The 21,210-nt window shown below is 33.1% G+C and carries 16 protein-coding genes; 11 read left to right on the forward strand and 5 right to left on the reverse strand.

Annotation, left to right across the window (positions count from 1 at the left end; all coding sequences use genetic code 11):
• Positions 1-36: 36 nt before the first annotated feature.
• Entirely contained in the window at positions 37-1,299 is a 1,263-nt protein-coding gene (locus tag OEA66_RS08360) for an aminotransferase class I/II-fold pyridoxal phosphate-dependent enzyme (protein WP_267264779.1), read from the reverse strand.
• A 76-nt stretch (positions 1,300-1,375) separates the two neighbouring features.
• Positions 1,376-2,413 (reverse strand): PLP-dependent cysteine synthase family protein, encoded by a 1,038-nt coding sequence (locus OEA66_RS08365; RefSeq protein ID WP_267280941.1) that lies wholly within the window; start codon positions 2,411-2,413, stop codon positions 1,376-1,378.
• 222 nt (positions 2,414-2,635) lie between these two features.
• On the opposite strand from OEA66_RS08365, the gene OEA66_RS08370 reads away from it, so the two are divergent.
• The 7 genes from OEA66_RS08370 to OEA66_RS08400 all read left to right on the forward strand — a co-directional run bounded on the left by OEA66_RS08370 (position 2,636) and on the right by OEA66_RS08400 (position 12,897).
• A complete protein-coding gene (locus OEA66_RS08370) occupies positions 2,636-6,121 on the forward strand; it encodes a glycosyltransferase family 117 protein (protein ID WP_267280942.1) in 3,486 nt (1,161 codons plus the stop codon).
• 91 nt (positions 6,122-6,212) lie between these two features.
• The gene (locus tag OEA66_RS08375) at positions 6,213-7,703 is read left to right on the forward strand and encodes a DUF8728 domain-containing protein (RefSeq protein WP_267280943.1); all 1,491 of its coding nucleotides are present in this window, start codon (positions 6,213-6,215) and stop codon (positions 7,701-7,703) included.
• Positions 7,704-7,817: 114 nt separating this feature from the next.
• Positions 7,818-8,342: a DUF1697 domain-containing protein gene (locus OEA66_RS08380; RefSeq protein ID WP_267280944.1), complete on the forward strand. Its 525-nt coding sequence runs from the start codon at positions 7,818-7,820 to the stop codon at positions 8,340-8,342.
• Positions 8,343-8,352: 10 nt separating this feature from the next.
• Positions 8,353-9,225, forward strand: a complete 873-nt coding sequence (locus OEA66_RS08385; protein ID WP_267280945.1) for a hypothetical protein — start codon at positions 8,353-8,355, stop codon at positions 9,223-9,225.
• Positions 9,222-10,031, forward strand: coding sequence for a 3-deoxy-8-phosphooctulonate synthase (gene kdsA, locus OEA66_RS08390; RefSeq protein ID WP_076558453.1), 810 nt, complete (start codon positions 9,222-9,224; stop codon positions 10,029-10,031). Before OEA66_RS08385 ends, kdsA begins: the two co-directional genes overlap by 4 nt.
• Positions 10,032-10,074: 43 nt before the next feature.
• A complete protein-coding gene (locus OEA66_RS08395; RefSeq protein WP_267280946.1) occupies positions 10,075-12,300 on the forward strand; it encodes a TonB-dependent receptor plug domain-containing protein in 2,226 nt (741 codons plus the stop codon).
• Positions 12,301-12,423: 123 nt separating this feature from the next.
• Positions 12,424-12,897: a DUF3347 domain-containing protein gene (locus tag OEA66_RS08400; protein ID WP_267280947.1), complete on the forward strand. Its 474-nt coding sequence runs from the start codon at positions 12,424-12,426 to the stop codon at positions 12,895-12,897.
• A gap of 31 nt (positions 12,898-12,928) precedes the next feature.
• Here OEA66_RS08400 and OEA66_RS08405 read toward each other — a convergent pair whose 3' ends face one another.
• The 3 genes from OEA66_RS08405 to OEA66_RS08415 form a co-directional block, all read right to left on the reverse strand.
• The gene (locus tag OEA66_RS08405) at positions 12,929-14,047 is read right to left on the reverse strand and encodes an FAD-dependent monooxygenase (RefSeq protein WP_267280948.1); all 1,119 of its coding nucleotides are present in this window, start codon (positions 14,045-14,047) and stop codon (positions 12,929-12,931) included.
• A 152-nt stretch (positions 14,048-14,199) separates the two neighbouring features.
• Positions 14,200-15,066, reverse strand: coding sequence for a sigma-70 family RNA polymerase sigma factor (locus OEA66_RS08410; protein ID WP_034757900.1), 867 nt, complete (start codon positions 15,064-15,066; stop codon positions 14,200-14,202).
• A 514-nt stretch (positions 15,067-15,580) separates the two neighbouring features.
• Complete coding sequence (locus OEA66_RS08415; protein ID WP_267280949.1) at positions 15,581-16,372, reverse strand: S1/P1 nuclease; 792 nt, start codon at positions 16,370-16,372, stop codon at positions 15,581-15,583.
• Positions 16,373-16,667: 295 nt separating this feature from the next.
• Between OEA66_RS08415 and OEA66_RS08420 the strand changes: the two genes are divergently transcribed.
• From OEA66_RS08420 to OEA66_RS08435, 4 genes are all read left to right on the forward strand, one after another.
• Entirely contained in the window at positions 16,668-17,609 is a 942-nt protein-coding gene (locus tag OEA66_RS08420; RefSeq protein WP_267280950.1) for a type VI secretion system baseplate subunit TssG, read from the forward strand.
• 54 nt (positions 17,610-17,663) lie between these two features.
• A complete protein-coding gene (locus tag OEA66_RS08425) occupies positions 17,664-18,557 on the forward strand; it encodes a TssN family type VI secretion system protein (RefSeq protein ID WP_267280951.1) in 894 nt (297 codons plus the stop codon).
• 30 nt (positions 18,558-18,587) lie between these two features.
• Positions 18,588-19,733: a hypothetical protein gene (locus tag OEA66_RS08430; protein ID WP_267280952.1), complete on the forward strand. Its 1,146-nt coding sequence runs from the start codon at positions 18,588-18,590 to the stop codon at positions 19,731-19,733.
• 146 nt (positions 19,734-19,879) lie between these two features.
• Positions 19,880-21,061, forward strand: a complete 1,182-nt coding sequence (locus OEA66_RS08435; protein ID WP_267280953.1) for an aminotransferase class V-fold PLP-dependent enzyme — start codon at positions 19,880-19,882, stop codon at positions 21,059-21,061.
• The last annotated feature ends 149 nt before the right edge of the window (positions 21,062-21,210 follow it).

Here is a 21,210-nt window from a genome sequence, read left to right on the forward strand (position 1 = left end):
CTAACGGTTGTTTTTATATTTAAATGAAAATCAGAATTACATTTGTTTGTATTCGATGTTCATTTGTTTTTCCATTTCTGCATACTGTCCAGATTCTAATTTTTCTTTGATGCCTTCAAAAGCCGCCAAAGTTTCGTTAATTTCTGAATCTGTGTGTGAAGCTGTAGGAATTAATCTTAACAAAATCATTCCTTTTGGAATTACAGGATATACTACCACTGAAGTAAATACTCCGTAATTTTCTCTTAAATCTTTCGCTAAAAGCGTTGCTTCAATCGTTGTTCCCTGAATGAAAACTGGTGTTACACACGTATTGGTGTTTCCAAGGTTGAAACCTCTTTCTTTCAGTCCGTTTTGAAGTTTAGTCACATTTTCCCACAATTTATCTTTAATTTCTGGGCGAGTTCTCAATAGTTCCAATCTTTTTAAACCTCCGATTACCATTGGCATTGTCAAAGATTTAGCAAAAATCTGAGAACGAAGATTGTATTTTAAAAATCTGATAATCGTTTCATCTCCTGAAAGAAAAGCTCCGAAACCTGCCATAGATTTAGCAAACGTTGAGAAATAAACATCGATTTGATCTTGACAACCTTGCTCTTCACCAGCTCCAGCTCCTGTTTTACCTAAAGTTCCGAAACCATGTGCATCATCAACCAACAATCTGAAATTGAATTTAGACTTTAAGTCACAAATTTCTTTTAGTTTTCCCTGCATTCCTCTCATTCCGAAAACCCCTTCAGTAATCACTAAGATTCCACCGCCGTTTTCTTCAGCAACTTTGGTTGCTCTTGCTAAGTTTTTTTCTAAGCTCTCAATGTCATTATGTTTGAAAGTAAAACTTTTTCCCATGTGAAGACGAACTCCGTCAACGATACAAGCGTGAGAATCTGCATCATAAACGATAACGTCATGTCTTGTCACCAATGCATCGATACAAGAAACCATTCCTTGATAACCGAAATTCAATAAATAAGCAGCATCCTTTTGAGTAAATTCTGCCAATTCTTTTTCCAGTTGCTGATGTTGTTGAGTTTCACCGGACATTGCTCTTGCACCCATCGGATAAAACATTCCGAATTCTGCTGCAGCTTTTGCATCAGCTTCCAAAACTTCAGGATGGTTACAAAGACCTAAATAGTCATTGGCACTCCAGAAAATTACATCTTTACCTTGAAATTTCATTCTCGGACCAATAGGACCTTCCAATTTTGGGAATACAAAATATCCTTCTGCGTAATCTGCAAACTGACCTAGAGGTCCTGGATTTTGTTTAATTCTTTCAAAAATATCTACCATTGTAATTAGTAAGTTTTATGTAAAAAAGCCTTTTGTGATTTACAAAAAGGCTTGATTTGTATCTTTTTTTTAAATTCTATTTGATGATTTCTGTCTTAAAGACTTCTTCGTAATTGTGGAAACAATTGTTTATGAAACCTTGTTCAGCCATCCATTTATCACTGTAAACCTTAGTGATATATCTTGATCCGTGATCCGGGAAGATTAAAACTACCAAATCATTTTCTGTAAATTCGTGAGAATTAGCATATTGAATTAATCCCTGTGTAACAGCTCCGGTTGTGTAACCTCCCATTATTGCTTCTTTCAATGCAATTTCGCGGGTTCTGTACGCAGACATTTCGTCGTTTACTCTTACGAACTCATCCACTTTATCAAAAAGAAGGGCAGAAGGAATCAAATTTTTTCCCATACCTTCAATTTGGTAAGGGTGCACATCTTCTTTGTGAATTTCTCCCGTCTCGTGGTAACTTTTTAAAATTGATCCGTCAGCATCAACACCGATAATTTTGATATCAGGATTTTTTTCTTTTAAAAATTTTGCAGAACCTGATAAAGTTCCACCAGTTCCTGTACAAGCAAAAAGGTGTGTAATTTTACCTTGTGTTTGCTCCCAAAGTTCAGGACCCGTAGTTTGATAATGTGCATCAATATTCAACTCGTTAAAGTATTGATTGATATACACAGAATTTGGAGTTTCAGCGGCAATTCTTTTTGCTACTTCATAATATGATCTTGGGTCATTCGCAGGCACATTCGCAGGACATACATAAACTGTTGCACCAAGAGCTTTAAGATAAGCAATCTTCTCAGGTTTTGTTTTGTCGCTCACCGCCAAAATACATTTGTATCCTTTAATGATGCAAACCATAGCAAGTGAAAAACCTGTATTTCCGGAAGTGGTCTCTACAACTACAGAATCTTCCTTTAATAAACCTTTTTTCTCAGCGTTTTCTATAATATGAAGTGCGATTCTATCTTTAGTGGAATGTCCAGGATTATATGACTCTAACTTGGCATAAATGATTGCAGGTATTTCTTTTGTGACGGTATTTAATTTTACCAAAGGAGTACTCCCAATCAAGCCAAGAATATTATCGTAAACATTACTCATTATTTGTTATTTTTCAATAAAAATCTGACCGCAAAAATACAAAAAAATAAATTATTTTTAAACTTTTAGTTCATTTTAAGTTCGCAAATTATATAAATACGTGATTTATTTTTGCTTTCAGCTATCCGAAGTACGCAAAAACTACGCCGATTTTTTTAAATTTTGTTAAAATCAATATAAACTAATCTAAAAACCTTATTTTCGCATAATTGATTTTATACTATGAAAAACTGGACTTTTAGGCAATGGAACACCGTTCTCGGATGGGTGACTTTCGTCATTGCATTTTTCACGTACTTATCGACCATAGAACCCAACTTTAGTTTTTGGGATTGTGGTGAATACATTTCTTCAGCAGTAAAATTAGAAGTAACTCATGCTCCCGGAGCGGCATTATTTCAAATTGTGGGAGCAGTAGCTGCCATTTTTGCTTTAGGTAAGGGTGAAAATTATTCAATCGTTATCAATGCAATGTCTGCATTATTCAGTGCATTTACAATTTTGTTTCTGTTCTGGACGATTACTCATTTTGTAAGAAGGCTTCTGAACAAAGATTTTGAAGAAATTACAAGACATCAGGAAACTTCAATCCTTTTCGCAGGAGTAATTGGTGCTTTATGTTTCACTTTTTCAGATACTTTTTGGTTTTCTGCGGTGGAAGGTGAAGTTTATTCAATGGCGTCTATGTTTATTGCGCTTTTGGTTTGGTTAATTACTAAATGGGAAAATGAATATCTGGAGAGAGATAACGAAAGATGGATTATTTTAATTTTCTTTATTTTAGGACTTTCTGTGGGAGTTCATATGATGGGAATGCTTGCAATTCCTGCCGTATGTTTAGTATATTATGCAAGAAACTACAAATTTACTTGGTTAAATTTCCTTTGGGCAAACTTAATCACTTTAGGAATATTAATTTTAGTTTTTAAAATTATTTTCCCGGTAATTATGTCATTATTCGGAAAATTAGAAATATTCTTCGTGAATGGTTTAGGACTTCCTTTCCACTCAGGAACGATTGCCGGCTTTATCATTATGGTTGCGCTTTGTTATTTCATAATTAAATATGCGAGACAAGCGAAGAAAAATATTTTCCAGACTGTAGCTTTATCGGTAGTTTATATGATTATTGGTTTTTCTTGTTGGATGGTAATTCCGATCAGAGCAAATGCAAATCCGCCAATGAACCTTAATGATCCGGATACTGCAATTGGTATGCTTGATTATTATAACAGAGAACAGTATGGAGACTGGCCAACAATTTACGGTCAAAACTACACCGCTTTCTTAGATGCAAACGGAATTCAGAAGAACGAGGACGGAAGTTTTAAAACAACCAAAACGGGAGAAGTTTACGAAAAAGACGAAAAAGCGGGTACTTACAGAAAAACAAGTGAGCGTTTTAACTATGTTTTCGACAAATCTCATGTAAGTTTAATGCCGAGAATGTTCAATGACGATAAAGATGTAATGGCTAATTACATTTCTATGTACGGAGCGCCGGATTTTAAATTTAACTATGCTAATGAAGATATTGCAGATAGTCCTGAAGCAGAAGAAATCTTTAAAGAACTTAGAGCTAAATATGAAGACGGATCTATTACTGCTGCAGATTATTTAAAAGTAAGACCTTATAATTTAATTACAGTTCAGAAGCCTTCTTTGGCTCAGAATATGGAATATTTTATTTCATTTCAAAATGGATATTACTTCCTTAGATATTTGATGTGGAATTATGTTGGAAGACAGAATGACCTTGAAGGAAACAGTGAAAATACAAAAGGAAACTGGATTTCCGGAATTGCTCCAATCGATAATGCACTTTGGGGAAATCAGGATGCAATGCCTGCAAAATTCAAAAACGAAAGTACTGTAGCTTTCTTCTTTTTACCGCTACTTTTAGGGATTTTAGGATGTTATTTCCAGTTTAGCAGAGACTTCGGAAGATTCTACGCTATTTTGTCTTTATTTATTTTAACAAGTGTCGGAATTATTTTCTATACAGGAGTTAAACCTTTCGAGCCAAGAGAAAGAGATTACGCAATGGTGGGATCATTCTACGCATTTGCCATTTGGATTGGTTTGGGAGCAGGAGCTATTCTGTGGTATTTACAATCTAAAGTAAAGTCAAACGCTGCAAATATAGGTTTTGGAGTTATTTTATTGGGAGTTCCTTTTATGATGGGATTCCAGAATTATAATGTTCATGACAGAAGCAATAGATATACGGCTTACGATTATTCTTATTCAGTATTAAAATCATTACCAAAAGAAGATATTTTATTTGTTTACGGAGACAATGATACGTATCCGGTTTGGGCAATGCAGGAAACTGAAAGATTCCGTGATGATGTGAAAGTGGTGAACTTTACTTTGCTTTCAACGCCTTGGAATATTGATCAGGTAAAAAGAAAAACATATAATGCGAATGCAATTCCAAGTCAGCTTTCTCACGAAGATTACAGAGATGGTGTAAACGACCAAATCTATTTGATGAAAAACAACGATTGGAAAAATATTATTGCTAATCTTCAACAAGCCGGAGCTCCGGAAAGTGCAATTGCTCCATTCCAGAAATATCTGGTGAAGGATTCCATGACTTTGAAAGAGGCAATGGATTTTATTAAAACTAAATCTCCTGAAAAAGATGAAGTTCTAAAAATGATTTTTGGAGAAGAGCGTTATGACAAATATAATTTCCTTCCGGTGAATAAATTTGTAATTCCTGTAAACAAAGCGAATGCTGTAAAAGCGGGAATCATTAATGCTTCAGATCTTCCAAATACTGTGGATTATATTACGGTTGATTATAAAGCGGGAACTTTATATAAGAACAACTTGATGATGTTTGATATTTTGGCAAATTTCGACTGGAAAAGACCAATCAATTTCTCTTCAGGAGGGGTTTATGATAAAGAAAATATCTTTTATCTAGATGAATATCTTCAGTTTGACGGTTTCAGTTACCGATTGGTTCCGATTCGTACGCCGAGAAGTTCAGATGGGGAAATGGGAAGAGTAGATGCTAACTCATTATATAATGTTGTAAAAAACTTCAGATGGGGTAATTTCAAAGATTTGAATGTACATTTTGACGAGACTGCAACTTCAAATATTATGAGCTACAGAAGTTCAGCAAGTAGAGCAGCAGCTGCATTAGCATTATCAGGACAAAAAGCAAAAGCTTTGGAAATATTAGATATTGCAGCAAAAGAAATTCCTGCTGAAAAATACAATGATCCTCGTTCTTTAAGCTCAATGGTTTATGGATATATCGTTGCCGGACAAGAAGAAAAAGGATTAAAATTGGCTGAAGTTCTTAAAAAAGGAATTTTTGAAGAATATGATTATTACTTAACATTAAGCAAGGCTGAACAAAGATTTGTTGGAAGAGCTTTAGGATCAAAACCAATGGAATATTCGTTAGTTGTGACTTCAGTTACCGATGCTTACAAGAAATTAGGGCAGAACGAAAAAGCTTATAATTATTTAGTGAAATCTATTGAACCTATTGACAAGAAATTTAATGTTTTCATTAAAGATCTTCAGCAAATGGGCAAAGAAAAAGCAATGAAAGAATCTGAAAACGTACAGCGAATCACACCTTTCTATCAATATTTATTTGATGTGATGGAACCATTTGATTCTACTTACTCTAAAGAAAAAGAAGATCAGATTACCACTGCAATTATCAAAGCAACACAATAAAATAGATACTTAAAACGGAACTTCGGTTCCGTTTTTTTTGTGTTGATATTCCTGAAATTTAGAATTATATTTGTGCAACTAAAAAAACGCAATGGCTGAATCTCAAAACAAGAATCTCCCAATCTACGCTGTATTTTTTGCAATCATTGCAAAGCTTTATTTTCTATTGACGCACCACATTCAGGAGGATGCTTTCATCACTTGGCGAGTTGCTCAAAATCTGATGGATTATGGGGTGATTGGTTTCAATGGAGATACAAAAATATCGGCATCAACAACGCATTTGTATGTTTTCGTTTCCTATATTTTCAATCTGATTTTCGGGAAAGAAAATTTTATTGAGCCGTTGCTTATATTTAATACAGCACTTTTTACAATTGGAAGTTTATTTCTGTCTCATGTTTTGTTCAAAAACAATTGGCATAAAGCGATTTTCATCTTTTTATTTGGGATTTTGCCGCCATCAATAAAAATTTCAATTCTTGGAATGGAATACGGAATTCTGTTTTTCCTTGAAATGGCTTTACTATATTATGGCTTTAAAAAAGAGAAAAAATGGGCATTTCTTTTACTTTCAACTTTGATTTTATTTACCAGAATTGATACCGTAATTTTCCTTGGAATTGTATTTTTAGTTGACATTTTCTGGAATAAAAAAATAAGATGGAGTTATATTTTAGGTGGAATTTTGGGGGTTGTAGTTTGTGTTTCGTTCAATTGGTTTTACTTTGGTGAATTGGTAAATAATACGATTGTTGCTAAAAAATTGGCTTACGACAAGGTTTATACTTTATATCAAAATTTCGAATATTTCAGATTAAATTATGGAAACTTTTGGGGAATGCTAAAATTACCTGGAAACTTTAATCCAGTTACAATCGTTATTATTCTTTTTGAATTGCTTTGTTTTATTTATTTAATCAGGCAACGAAATAAAAGAAATTACTTTTTATGGATCATTTTTCTATTTGCATGGTCAAAACAGATTATTTTCCTTTCTCAAAAAAGCCTTTTCGATTGGTATTATTGGGTTCCGCAGATCTTACTTTTCGTTCCGATTTTAATTTTTGTATTAGAGCAGAAAGTAAAAAGAAATATTTGGTTGACTTTGTTAATTTTAATCTATATTTTACCAATGTTGGCTTTTCAAACAATACATTCTATCGCAACAGGAAATGGTGAGTGGAATTACAGAAGATCAATCGGGTTATTTCTAAATACCTACGAAAAAGATAAAAAACAATGGATTTTGCTGGAACCGGCTGGTTATGTTCCGTATTTTTCAGGCTTAAAAACGATTGATGAAGTGGGTTTGGTCGACAAACAAATTCAAAAGGAAATTATAAAAGACAAACCTCATTATTGGTTAAACACCGTTAAAAACAGAAAACCAAAATATTTACTTTCGTACAATAATCTATTTGAAGGAAAAGATGCAGAATATTATAAAGAGAATTACCGACTTCTGAATGAATTTAGAATAAATAATTATCTAAAAAGTCAATATTCGATTTTAGAAAAAATTTATAAACTGAAACCTTCAGGAACAGACTATAATTTATATGAAAAAATTAAAAAATAATGTGACTTAAAGATGGATTTTGGGAGCTTAAAGTTTTACAATTACGAAAATTCTTCATCTCTAAAACACTACAACTCTCAAACTCAATATTAACCTCAATCTCAACTTAAATTAATGAAATACTGTGCTTTTCTACGCGGAGTCAACGTAAAAGGAACCAATATGAAAATGGCAGAAGTCTGTCAGGTTTTCAAAAATGCCGGAATGGAAAATGTAAGCTCGGTTTTAGCGTCGGGAAATATTATTTTCAGTTCCGATAAAAATGCAAAAGACTTAAAAGAAATTCTAGAAAAAGCAATGTCTGATTACTTTAACTATGAAGCTTTTCTTTTTGTTAAAAATTCAGAAGAAACAGAATTGTTTTGGACTAAAAATCCATTTGAAAAAAATGAAGCCTTTCATACTTATGCATTTGTTGGAAACGAAAATGTAGAAAATGTTCTGATGAAAGAATTTGAAAGTGCTTCAAAAACAGAAAACGAGAAAGGCGAAATCGTTAACAATATATTCTATTGGCAGATTCCTAAAGGAAATACACTAGATTCAAGTTTTGGAAAAATTTTAGGTAAAAAAAGTCTGAAAGATCAGTTTACCAGCAGAAATATCAATACTTTTGAGAAGATTTTAAAGAAATTTTAAAAACACACTTATGAAAAAAATATTTATCAGTTCATTTTTAGTTTTAAGCTTGCTTGCTAGTTCGCAAACAGTTTCAGACTTAAAATTTGATTCTAATGTTGTAGATTCAGAAAATTCTTATGTTGCATTACCTAAGAAAGAAGCTGAGACAAAATTTAGTTATGGTTTTATTTATTACGATGAAATGGCGGGATATTCATTTAGAAGTTTAGGAGATTTGGTTGAAGAAAATGGAAAGCTGAAAGTTACAACTGATGAATTTCATAAAACCTCAATGTTGACTTCAAGAATAGGTAATTTTAATCTTAAAACAGCCAAACTCAGTAATGATGTTGTGAAAAAACTAAATTTAGAGTCTCCTCCAAAATGGATGGAATTTTACAAGAGTTCTAAGCCTGAAAATGAAAAGCAATTAAGCAGAGCAAGTGGACTTAATGGAGCCAACTTTCCTCAACTGGCATTGCCAAAACTTTTAGAACTTTATAAAAATAATTTTAAGACAGAAGCGTTATATTTTGAATTGATTTTTTCGTATAATGCAATGGGAAAATTTGCAGATGCTGAAAAGATTTGTACTGAAGCTATAAAGAATAAAAAAGCTGATGATTTAGTAAAGAAAGAATATATTTATGCACTTGTGCATCAAGAAAAATTAAAAGAAGCAGATGTTTTTTTAACACAAAATCTATCTACTTTTAAAACAGATAATAATAAAATTGAGGCGATAATTAATACAGTAGCAGCAAGTGCTCAGAATAATAATTTAGGAATTGCTGAGAAATGGTTGAAAGAACTAAAATCTCAACCCAATACGAATCGTTATCAAAGGAATATCGATCAATTAGAAAGTATAATTAAAGAAAAACAAAGTAAAATTCAATGATTCAACATTTAGATAACATACAACACAAAGACTCCAAAAACTTTTTTTTAATTGCCGGACCTTGCATTATTGAAGGCGAAGATATGGCTTTAAGAATTGCCGAGAAAGTAATTGAACTGACCAATAAATATAATATTCCGTATATTTTCAAAGGAAGTTTTAAAAAAGCGAATAGAAGCAGAGTAGATTCTTTCACAACCATAGGTGAAGAAAAATCTTTGGAAATCCTTAAAAAAGTAGGAGAGACTTTCAATATTCCGACAACGACAGACATTCACGAAAATGAGCACGCTGCTTTAGCTGCACAATATGTGGATGTTCTTCAGATTCCTGCGTTTTTGGTTCGTCAGACAGATCTTTTGGTTGCTGCAGCAGAAACAGGAAAATGTGTAACGTTGAAAAAAGGGCAATTCCTTTCTCCGGAATCAATGAAATTTGCGGTTCAGAAAATTACAGATTCAAACAACGAAAAAGTTGCAATTATTGAAAGAGGAAATTCTTTCGGATATTCAGATTTAATCGTTGATTACAGAGGAATTCCTACAATGAGAAATTATGCACCGGTAATTTTGGATGTAACGCATTCTTTGCAACAACCCAACCAAAGTTCGGGAGTTACAGGAGGAAGACCAGATTTAATCGAAACAATTGCAAAAGCTGGAATTGTAGTAGGAGCAGACGGACTTTTCATTGAAACGCATCCAACTCCTGAAACAGCACTTTCAGACGGCGCAAATATGTTAAGACTGGATTTATTGGAAGATTTATTACAAAAACTCACAAGAGTAAGAGAATCTATACTATAATTGTTAAAAAATACTTAATTTTAGAAATTCTAAATAATTCCTTTTGAAAAAACTAGTTTTACCACTAAGCCTTATAGTACCGGTTTTAGTATTCTCACAAACAAAAAAGAGAGATACTACAGCAAGAGTTACCAATATTGAGGAAGTTGTTTTCCAGAAAAAAGTGACCGGGAGAACCAACGATGTGACCGCAGTAAGAATTTCAGCTAAAGATGCCAAAAATGTTGCAAGTATTTCTGGCGGTGTTGAAGGAATTCTGAAAACGCTTCCATCGGTGAATTCAAATACCGAACTTTCTTCGCAATATATGGTTCGTGGTGGAAACTATGACGAAAACCTTATCTACATTAATGATATTGAAATTTACAGACCTTTCTTGATTAGAAATTCTCAACAGGAAGGTTTAAGTATCATCAATCCTGATATGGTTTCTACGGTAAATTTTTCAGCTGGAGGTTTTGAGCCAAGATATGGTGATAAAATGTCTTCTGCCTTAAATATTTACTATCGTGAACCCAAAAAGTTTGAACTTTCTGGTGAAGCGAGTTTAATTGGAGGAAGATTAACGACAGGTTTTGCATCTGGGAAAGAAGATGAAAACGGTAATAAAAAATTCACTGCTTTATTTTCGGGAAGATATAGAAATACTAATCTGGTTCTGAATACTTTAAATGAAGATACAGATTTTAACCCGGTTTACTATGATTTTCAGTCTTATCTGAATTATCACGTCAACAGCAAGCTTTCACTGTCATTCATCGGATATTATTCTAAGAATGATTATGATATGATTCCGAAGGAGAGAAGCGTAGATTTCGGTTCTGTTAATCAGCCAATCAATCTCTCTGTTTTTTATAATGGTAAAGAAAATGACCAATATAAAAATATGATGGGAACTGTTTCAGCGAACTATAAAGCTTCCGATAAATGGAGATTTACCTTAGATAGTTTTGCATATCAAAACCGTGAAAAAGAATATTATTCGATTGCTTCGAGCTATATTTTGCAGACTTTTGACCCTATTACAGGAAATCCGATTACTTCGTATGATGTTGGCGGACAAATTGAGCATGCAAGAAACGACTTATTTGTAAAAACTTATGGAACACAATTCAGAACCCGTTTCTCACCCAATGTAAATACGGATATTGAATTAGGTTTTAAATATGAAAAAGAAAACCTGCAGGATTTAACCAACGAATGGAAATTGGTAGATTCATCAGGTTACAGCATTCCGCATCCAATTGATGATCCAAGAATTCCTGATGCTTCAGATCTAGATTTATTTTACAGTATTTCGGGAGCCAATCATATTCAGCCAACAAGATTGTCGGCTTATGCACAGTATTCTCAGAAATTTTTCTGGGGATCAAGTAAAGTTTTGGTAAATGGTGGAGCAAGAGTAGCGCATTGGAGTTTTAATGATGAAACTATTTTCTCACCAAGAGCTCAGTTTGCCATTAAACCTGAATGGAATACCGATATGTGGTTCAGACTTTCGGGAGGAGTTTATTATCAGGCGCCTTTTTATAAGGAAATTAAAGACTTGAATGGTAATTTTAATCCAAATATTAAATCTCAACGATCAATTCAGGCAATTTTAGCCAATGAATTAGAGTTTGAATATGATAACAGACCGTTCAAATTAACGACAGAATTGTATTATAAGAAAATGGATAATGTGATTCCGTATTATATGGATAATGTGAGAATTCGTTATTCGGGAAAAAATAATGCTTCTGGTTACGCTTACGGAGTGGATACAAGATTGTTTGGTGAATTTGTTCCTGGAGTAGATTCCTGGTTGTCTGCAAGTTACGCAAGAGTTTTTGAAAATATTGACGGAAGAGGTAATATTCCAAGACCAACAGATCAACGTTTTAGATTTGCCATGTTTTATCAGGATTATATGCCTAAATTCCCGCAAATGCGTGTGAATCTTACCCTAACTTATGCAATGGGATTACCAAATGGAGCACCGGTTTTCACAGATCCTTATCAGTATCAAAAAACTCTACCTTCTTACAAGCGGGTAGATTTAGGACTTTCGTATGCGTTTGTAGATGCTAAAGAAAAAAAACAAACGTATGGTTTCTTGAGTAACTTTGATGAACTAACTTTAGGAGTTCAGGTTTTTAATGCTTTTAATATCAATAATACTGTTGCCAATCAATGGATTACTGATGCAAATAGTAGTATCATGTATCCTGTTCCGGTACGTTTAACGGGAAGGTTCTTTAATGTGAAGCTTGAATTTAAAATAAAGTAAACTATTAATAAGTTATGTATTTATTGACTGAAAGCACGGATGCACGAATATTATTTTGAAAAATATTGTAATTTATTAGTGCATTCATGTATTTTTAAATCATAATAAATATGTGAAATTAAAATGAAAAAATACCTCATTACGTTTTTGTTTTCAGTATTTGCCGTTTTATCTGTAAATGCGCAATCGAAAACAAATCCTCAACTTTCAAAATTGTATCAGAATTATATTGCGGTAAAATCTGCTTTGGCTTCTGATGATTTTAAGAAAACTTCAGTTGCAGCCGGTGAATTTCTGAAAACAGCTTCTTTACTTAATTCAAAAACTCTGGATGAGAAAAAGCTGAATTCTTTAAAATCAGAATCAAAAATAATTGCTGCAGCTAAAAATATTGATGCGCAGAGAAAACCATTTTACAAGTTATCTGAAGTGATGATTGCTATTGCTAATGAATATAAAATTTCCGATAAGACCATTTATGTGCAATATTGTCCGATGGCGGAAGGCAGTTGGCTAAGTAATGAAAAACAGATCATCAATCCTTATTACGGAAGCTCGATGCTGAAATGCGGCTCTGTAAAATCTGAAATTAAATAAATGAAAAGAAACTCATAGCGGGTTTCTTTTTTTATATCTCCAACTTTAAAATCTTTTCAATCATTTTCTGATTCATACTTTCTGGAATCGAGCGCAGGAGAAAATTCCTGATTTGATTTCTTTTTTCCCATTGCGATATATTGCCAATTGTCCAGCTGTTTCTAACAACATAATCTACTTTTTTTCTTCGAATTTTCTGAAATTCCTCAAAAACCGAATTGAAATTTTTATTCTTTTCTAAAAATTTTCCAATCACATAAGCATCTTCAATTGACTGACAAGCACCTTGTCCCATATTCGGAGTTGTAGCATGGGCAGAATCACCTATTAAACACAGATTTTCGGTATGCCATTTTGGAATACGAGTGAGGTCGATAATATCGTTGAGAATAATATTTTCTTTTTTTGTTGTTTCTAAAATTTCTAAAACTAATGGGTCAAAGTCTCTGAACGTTTCAACCAAATCTAGGTCTTCTGTAAATTTATTTTCATTCACTAAAGCGTACCAATAAACTTTTGTTTCAGAAATTTTCACAAAACCAAAACGTTTTCCTTTTCCCCAGATTTCTAAAGCATGATGATGGTATTTTTCAGGAAGATTAAAATCAGTTAAACCACGCCAGCATTTTTGTCTGGCATTTCTAATGTTTCCTGTTTTAAAAATTTGATTTCTAACTTTAGAATGAATTCCATCAGCTCCGAAAACGATTTCACTTTCAATTATATTTCCGTTTTCAAATTCTAAATGATAATTTTCTTTCCTTGAAATCTGTTTTAAAGAATGATTTAATTTGATATTTTCAAAGCCTAAATTTTCAGCTAAAATTTTCTGAAGTTCAGCTCTGTGAATCGCAACATTGCAGGAATTGAATTTCTTTTCCAAAGCCAGAACATTTGTTGTAGAAATGGTTTTCAACTTCTCATCGGTAATCGAAATTGCGTGAATTTTGTTTCCAGCATTTTCAATTTTCTCTTTTAAACATAATTTGTCGAAAATTTGCATTGCATTGACCGCCATCATAATTCCGGCTCCGACAGGTTTTATTTCTGGCGCAGATTCATAAATGGTAAAATCTAAATGGTGTTTCTTGAGAATATTTCCTAAAGTCAAACCGCCAATTCCGGCTCCTATGATTGAGATTTTATTCACTTCTTAAAATTTAATGTCACGAATGAGCGAATATTATGAAATAAGAAATAGAAAATTCGTGTATTCGTGTCTAAAATATCATATTTTAATAAAATAAAAAAAGCAGAGTCTGAAAAAATCAAACTCCGCTTTATAATTATTTAAACTAAAAATTACTTACCTAAATAAGACTTCAAAATCTTACTTCTGGTATTGTGTTTTAGTCTTTTGATTGCTTTTTCTTTAATCTGACGAACTCTTTCTCTCGTAAGATCAAAAGTTTCTCCGATTTCTTCCAAAGTCATTGGATGTTTTCCGTTCAATCCGAAGTACAATCTTACCAAATCAGCCTCTCTAGGTGTCAAAGTATTTAATGCTCTTTCAATTTCAATTTGAAGAGATTCAAGCATCAAATCTTTATCCGGGCTTGGAGATTCTCCAGAACGCAATACGTCATAAAGATTAGAATCTTCACCTTCAACCAATGGTGCATCCATAGACAAGTGTCTTCCGGAGTTTTTCATTGATTCTTTGATGTCTTCTTCACTCATGTCAAGAACTTCAGCCAATTCTTCCGGAGAAGGTGGTCTTTCGTTTTCCTGCTCAAGGTGTGCGTAAGCTTTGTTGATTTTGTTGATTGAACCGATTTTGTTCAATGGCAATCTTACAATTCTAGACTGTTCTGCCAAAGCCTGTAAAATCGACTGACGAATCCACCAAACCGCATAAGAGATAAATTTGAAACCTCTGGTTTCGTCATATCTTTTTGCAGCTTTCATTAATCCTAAATTCCCTTCATTGATCAAATCGGGAAGAGAAAGTCCTTGGTTTTGGTACTGTTTAGATACTGAAACTACGAAACGAAGGTTGGCTTTAATTAATTTCTCCAGTGCGACTCTATCGCCTGCACGGATTTTTTGTGCCAAATCTACTTCTTCGTCTGCTGTAATCAGTTCTACTTTACCAATTTCCTGCAAATACTTGTCTAATGAAGCGGTTTCCCTGTTGGTAACCTGCTTGGTTATTTTTAATTGTCTCATTTATTCTGTTCTCAAAAATAGAGTTGCTATTATATTATACGTTTGAAACAATAAAAAGGTTACACACATTGCAATATTTTTTTATTGAGTTCATTTGAAAGAGGAAAATTAGTTGTAAATTATTCCGCTTAGTCCGTCCGAAATCTTTTTTGTAAGATTTTAATTTTTTTAGAAGCTATTTCCCGCTATCCACTGTATCTTTTTGGTAGCGGTCTCCTCTTCGTTCCGCCCGCCACCAAAAAGGATGTCGTTTCTATCGGGGCTAGTTACAACTCCACACCAAAAAAGTAGCGATAATAGAATTATAACGTCAGTTCGAGTAGATTTTGAAAAAATTGTATCGAGAAGTTGATTAATTTTAGGTTGAGAGCTCTCGATACATTTTTCTCCATTGCATTTCGAAAAACACTCGAGCTGACGAAACAAAAAAAAGCGAAACCGAAGTTCCGCTCTATAATTTAAAGGCAAAAAATAAAATTAACTTTTAAAATTCACCATTGACCCTTCACTTTTTTTAGAACAAATCATTCAACAACTTCGCCAGTCTCAATCCTCCGTACAAAAGCTGTCTTTCCATAATATCATTAAATTTATACTGATAATCATAAGACAATTTAGAACCATCCGGAGTTTGTGCATAAATTTTATTGGCAATCTGATGAGAATCGTATAACCAGTTTTCTAATGTTCCAGATTGAATTTGTTTTACTTCATCTTTCGTTTTAATATCTAAAAGATGTGCATATTCTGTGTAGCTGTATTTTTGTGAATCAACCAACTTTCCGTCCCAGACTGAGTGCAGATTTGTTTTATCTCCAAAATAAGTAACGTTAATTTTATTTCCTCCTAAATCTTCAGATCTTCCTGTATGCATTGGCTGTGCTAAATCTCCCATCATATGAATAAGGAAAATCAAAGCAATTTTTCTGTCTTTTTCAGAAGTTTTTTCATCCTTAATCTGGCTAGACAAAACCTTAATCTGAGAATAAAGATTTGCTCCAGCCTGAGCTTTCAGATCTTTTTCGAAAGCTGTAAAATCTGTTTTAGGATCAATGTTTACATAATGCCAAGCTGAAGCCTGTTTCCATGCTCCTGTAGTATCAGATTTAATAAAATCAGGCCAGTTTGCCCAATATGCCATTCTTTCCTGCCCCAACATTTTTCTGATTTCTCGCTTTGCTTTTCCAGAGAGATGGTTTTCTGCAATTTCTGCAATCACTCTGTGCCCAGTCAAACCCCATGCATACGAATAAACCGAACTTGCAATGAACGTCAAAAGCAGAATTTTAGAATAAATACTTTTCATTTCTTTAATTAATTTTCGAGTTGCAAAGATAAGTCAGCCTTATGGAAATTTAGGTTTAAAATGATTATTTGTTGGTTGTTGCACTGTTAATTTTATGTAAAACTCATATTTAAATTTCAGGGTTAATTTTAGTTGTAATTTAATGTATATTTAGCTTAATAAAGATTAATACATAAGAAAACCAATAATTTAGATTTAATTTTAGCTTTTAGCATAAAAATTTAATACAAATACTTTTTCAATATAAAGAGATATTTTATCTTTACGATACCAATCATGATCACAGAATATAAATATGTACGACAACAGCACGATAGATATGCATTACAACAAGCTGCAGACAGATTTTAGAGCTGAAGCAGTTGCTGTAAACCTCTTAAAATATCACAGATCTGTAAGCAATATTTTTATTGAAAGAATAGGAATAAATGACAGAGCTTATCTTAAAGATATAAAAAGTATTTCTAGCCATTATTTGGGATTTGACGAAGAAGTTCTCAGTATAAAAACATACCGTGAAGGAATCTACGATTATCTTCCTGAAGGTCTTTTCCATCCGCCTTCACTCAATACGTCGAGAAAAAATGTGGAAAGTGTTGTAAAAGAAATTCGTAAACAGAAAAGGGTAGAAGATGATGCCAGAAAGTTTTTCAGACCTTTTGAGCTGGAAGTTTTCTTTACAGAAATCAGTGCTTTGCTGAAAGAATATGATTTCGATTTGGCAAGTGAGACAGATTCTCTTCTCCATATTTTCAGCGAACTATGGCCGATTATCAAAATGCTTGATAAGCAGAATGCCTATATTTTCCTTCATATTTTACCGTTTTTTCATAATATAAGAGGTGATAAAAAATGGTTTGAGCGTTGTATGACCGCTTTCTTGAAAGTTCCTGTCGAAATTACTTTTACACCCAACGAAATCGACAGGATGAAAGAAGATGATTCTTCCATACTTTTGGGAAATTCCAGACTGGGAGTGACTTACATCGCAAGCGGAAAGCATATGGATGGCGAAAGAAACTGGATTGTAAACATTGGCCCGATTCCTTATGACGAGATGAAAAACTACATTCCCGGAAATCCTTTTAGGAAAGTTTTGCAAGCTTTGTACGATTATTGCCTTCCTGTTTCTGTAGATATTGAAGAAAATTTTATTACAGAAAAAAAAGACTATTCTTTTGTGCTCGAAGACGACCAAAGAAATGCAAACAGGCTCGGTTATTCTACGTTTCTGTAAAATATTTTAATTATATTTACAATTCATCAATCAACTAAATATTAAAAGAAATAAATGGAAATTTCTTCAGTAAAAGGTATATTTTTAAGGTATATTTTAGTGCCGCTTATTGCTGTCATAATGATGGTGATTTTGGGTGTAATCAGAAAAAATCAACCTGCTGTAAAAATAAGAGTCATTATTGTATATGTACTTTTATCTAGTTTGTGTCTTGCATTGCCTGGTTTTTTTGGTTTTGCAGGAAATTCATTTAATCCTTATTGGTATTTAATTTCACAGATTATTTATCTCGTGTTCGGGATTATTCATGTGAATTTAATGCATAATTTCTTCAGAAAACATTTCAAGTCACAGACAACAAGTATTTTATTTGAATCTGTTTTATCAGTAACCTGTGCCCTTGTAGGAGCTTATCTTTTCTTTTTGATTTTCGGATGGATCAGCAAAGGAGCGGGATATCCTGTAATGTCTGCAACCAGCGTTCTTATATTTTTTGTGCCAATCGTTTTTTATTACTGCTATATCATGTTTATCAGTATTCCGGTTGATATTTACAAAACCTGGAGATATTCTCCCGACCAAAAACCACCTGATTTTGATGGTGCAGATTTTGACCGTTTAATGGTTTTAAATGTTGAATTGAGTAAAAATCTAGAAGACGCAAACCGTTTTAGAATTAAAGCTAAAACTCTACCGACCGGAGTAACATTCGGAGACTGGTTTTTTAGAGTTGTAGACGATTACAACCATAAGAACCCAAAATCTGTTATTCATTTAACAAACGAACAAAAAGAATCTTATTACTGGATATTTTATACGAAGAAATCGTTTTTCAGTTTTCGAAAATACATTGATTTCGATCAGGATATTACTACAAATACAATTTCGGAGAACGAAGTTGTTATCTGTAAAAGAGTAATTCAGCACGAAGAAGAAGGAAAAAAATAAATCAAATCACACCAATAAAAATATTACAATATGATACAGCCCATAAAACATTTTGCTATCAACTGGGTTGATGGAATGAAAGTCTCACAAAGACATCTTAATGATCAGGATAACTTTTTAATAGACACGATAAGAGATGCAAATTCTCTTGCGATTACCAATTATAATTATGGTTTGCTACCATTGTCAAATGAATTTACAGATAAAACGATCTTTGATGTTCATAATACAGCGACAAACGATGTTCAACTGTTTATCAAAAACTGCAGCGCTGTAACTTTGGCTGGATACAGATTGGAACTAAAAGATAGAAGAGTTAGTGTTAAAACTTTGGCTAAATCTTTAAATATCGATGAAAACCAAATGGACGGAGAATATTATATTCTAATATCTGTAAATCCTTTTGATAAAGTGCCTTTCGGAGATATCGACCCAGAAGAAATTCCGCCGAGACATCCAAATGCGCATTCTAATTATCACATCGAATTGCTTCCTGTAAGTTCGTTGAACAGTAATTATTCTGGAGGAAATTATCTGGTTGTCGGAAAAGTAGATTTTAAAGGAAACATTGCTCAGGTGAATACCAATTTTATCCCGCCCTGTACGTCGATTCAGAGTCATCCTGTATTGATAGATTATTACAACGGATTTGCGAAATCTATCGGAAATTTACAGCAATATGCATTTAAAATCATTCAAAAAGCTTCCCATAAAAATCAAAACACTTCTTTAGCGTTAAATGTAAAAGCTTTGTGTAATGTTTTGGTGAATACTTTTGGAGATATGTATTTTCAGTTCAGAAATATCATTCCATATCAACCACCAGTTTTTTTAATTGAAACTTTTGCGAAATTAGCGTTGAGAATGTACAATTCGACTCAGATTTTAATTCCCGGAGAATTGGAGGAAATGCTGAATTACAGCTTGGAATGGAGTGAAATTGCACCGCATACTTTACTGAATCAGCTTTCAACAGTTGCGGAAACGAATTATGACCATCACAATTCGGGCGAACCACTTTTACACATTAGTTTGATGCTGAAAAGCCTTGAAAATATTTTCTCAAAACTTAGCGAACTTGATTATATCGGACAGAGAAAAGAAAACATTATTGTCAACGAACAGGAGGTTTCTTCAAATACCAATCCGAAGAGAGGTTGGAGTGTTTTAGACTAAAAATAAATTTTAAAATAGATAAATCCCGATACTTCAGATTCGGGATTTTTTGTATAAAATTGTCAAATAAAATTTCAATAAATCTACACGAGATAAAATTCAAATTAAAAGAAAATCAGGCAGATTTAGAGGTTAAAAAAATAAAAATGAATACAGATAAAATAAGACAAGAAATAAGAGGTTTATCAGATGGGAAACTTTTCTTCAATAATGCGGGTTCATCATTGATGCCCAATGTTGTGGTAGATTCAATGATTGATTACCTGAAACAGGAAGAGCAGTTCGGAGGTTATGAAGTTGCTAACAGAAATGCTAAATTGCTTGAAAATTTCTATACTGAAACTGCAAAACTTATTAATTGTAAACCGTCCAATATTGCCTTTATGACGAGTGCCACAGAAGCTTTTGCCAAGGCACTTTCGAGTATTATTTTTAAAGAAGGAGATGCCATTATTACAACCATTGATGATTATATTTCCAATCAGATTACTTTTATTTCACTTCAAAAAAGATTAAATGTAAAAGTCCTCAGAGTAAAAAAACTTGAGAACAACGAACTGGATTTGGAAGATCTTGAAAACTTAATCAAAGAACATCATCCGAAATTGGTCGCTATTACCCACATTCCTACAAATTCAGGATTGATTCAGGATGTAGAAAGTGTCGGAGAAATCTGTCGTCAATATGATGTTTTGTATTTAGCAGATTGTTGTCAATCAGTTGGACAAATGGTTGTTGACGTTGAAAAAATAGGTTGTGATTTTCTAACTGCAACGGGAAGGAAATTTATGAGAGGACCAAGAGGAAGCGGATTTTTATATGTTTCAGACCGAGTTTTGGAACAGGATTATGCACCTGTTTTATTGGATATGAGAGGAGCTCACTGGTCTGAATACGATGATTATGAATTATTTAAAACAGCTAAAAGATTCGAGCATTGGGAAGTTTCTTATGCCGCAGTTTTGGGAATGATGGAAGCTGTAAAATATGCCGACAATATTGGTTTAAGTCAAATTGAAAATTACAACAGAAATTTAGCAGAAACACTTAGAACAAATCTTGCAGAAAGTGGTTTTAAAGTTCTAGATTTTGGAAAAAACTTAAGCAGCATCGTTACTTTCTGCGGTTCGGATAATGACCTGGAGAATATTCAGAATGTTTTGAGAGAAAATAATGTTTTCTTTTCAGCAAGCTACAAACATTCTGCATTGATTGATTTTACTGACAAAAAGGTTGAAGGAGCAGTAAGACTTTCGCCTCATTATTTCAATACATTAGAAGAAATCGAAAGGGTTTCTGAAATCTTGAAAAAGAGCTTAGATAGGTAATTCTTTGAGGCTTTGCTGAGTGAAACGCCTTTGCGAACTTAAAAACGTTGAATTGCATAAAGAAAAATCTTTGCGCACTTTGCGTTAAAATTAATTATTATGATAAAACATGCAATTAATTACTTTTCATTAAATTCGTGAAAAATCAA

Origin of the sequence: Chryseobacterium luquanense (assembly GCF_026460945.1) — a bacterium.
GTDB lineage: Bacteria > Bacteroidota > Bacteroidia > Flavobacteriales > Weeksellaceae > Chryseobacterium > Chryseobacterium luquanense.

What these genes read in the sequence shown, in the direction of transcription:
- OEA66_RS08360 (WP_267264779.1), bottom strand. Translation starts at nt 1,299, where the DNA reads ATGGTAGATATTTTTGAAAGAATTAAACAAAATCCAGGACCTCTAGGT.
- OEA66_RS08365 (WP_267280941.1), bottom strand. Translation starts at nt 2,413, where the DNA reads ATGAGTAATGTTTACGATAATATTCTTGGCTTGATTGGGAGTACTCCT.
- OEA66_RS08370 (WP_267280942.1), top strand. Translation starts at nt 2,636, where the DNA reads ATGAAAAACTGGACTTTTAGGCAATGGAACACCGTTCTCGGATGGGTG.
- OEA66_RS08375 (WP_267280943.1), top strand. Translation starts at nt 6,213, where the DNA reads ATGGCTGAATCTCAAAACAAGAATCTCCCAATCTACGCTGTATTTTTT.
- OEA66_RS08380 (WP_267280944.1), top strand. Translation starts at nt 7,818, where the DNA reads ATGAAATACTGTGCTTTTCTACGCGGAGTCAACGTAAAAGGAACCAAT.
- OEA66_RS08385 (WP_267280945.1), top strand. Translation starts at nt 8,353, where the DNA reads ATGAAAAAAATATTTATCAGTTCATTTTTAGTTTTAAGCTTGCTTGCT.
- kdsA (WP_076558453.1), top strand. Translation starts at nt 9,222, where the DNA reads ATGATTCAACATTTAGATAACATACAACACAAAGACTCCAAAAACTTT.
- OEA66_RS08400 (WP_267280947.1), top strand. Translation starts at nt 12,424, where the DNA reads ATGAAAAAATACCTCATTACGTTTTTGTTTTCAGTATTTGCCGTTTTA.
- OEA66_RS08410 (WP_034757900.1), bottom strand. Translation starts at nt 15,066, where the DNA reads ATGAGACAATTAAAAATAACCAAGCAGGTTACCAACAGGGAAACCGCT.
- OEA66_RS08415 (WP_267280949.1), bottom strand. Translation starts at nt 16,372, where the DNA reads ATGAAAAGTATTTATTCTAAAATTCTGCTTTTGACGTTCATTGCAAGT.
- OEA66_RS08420 (WP_267280950.1), top strand. Translation starts at nt 16,668, where the DNA reads ATGTACGACAACAGCACGATAGATATGCATTACAACAAGCTGCAGACA.
- OEA66_RS08425 (WP_267280951.1), top strand. Translation starts at nt 17,664, where the DNA reads ATGGAAATTTCTTCAGTAAAAGGTATATTTTTAAGGTATATTTTAGTG.
- OEA66_RS08430 (WP_267280952.1), top strand. Translation starts at nt 18,588, where the DNA reads ATGATACAGCCCATAAAACATTTTGCTATCAACTGGGTTGATGGAATG.
- OEA66_RS08435 (WP_267280953.1), top strand. Translation starts at nt 19,880, where the DNA reads ATGAATACAGATAAAATAAGACAAGAAATAAGAGGTTTATCAGATGGG.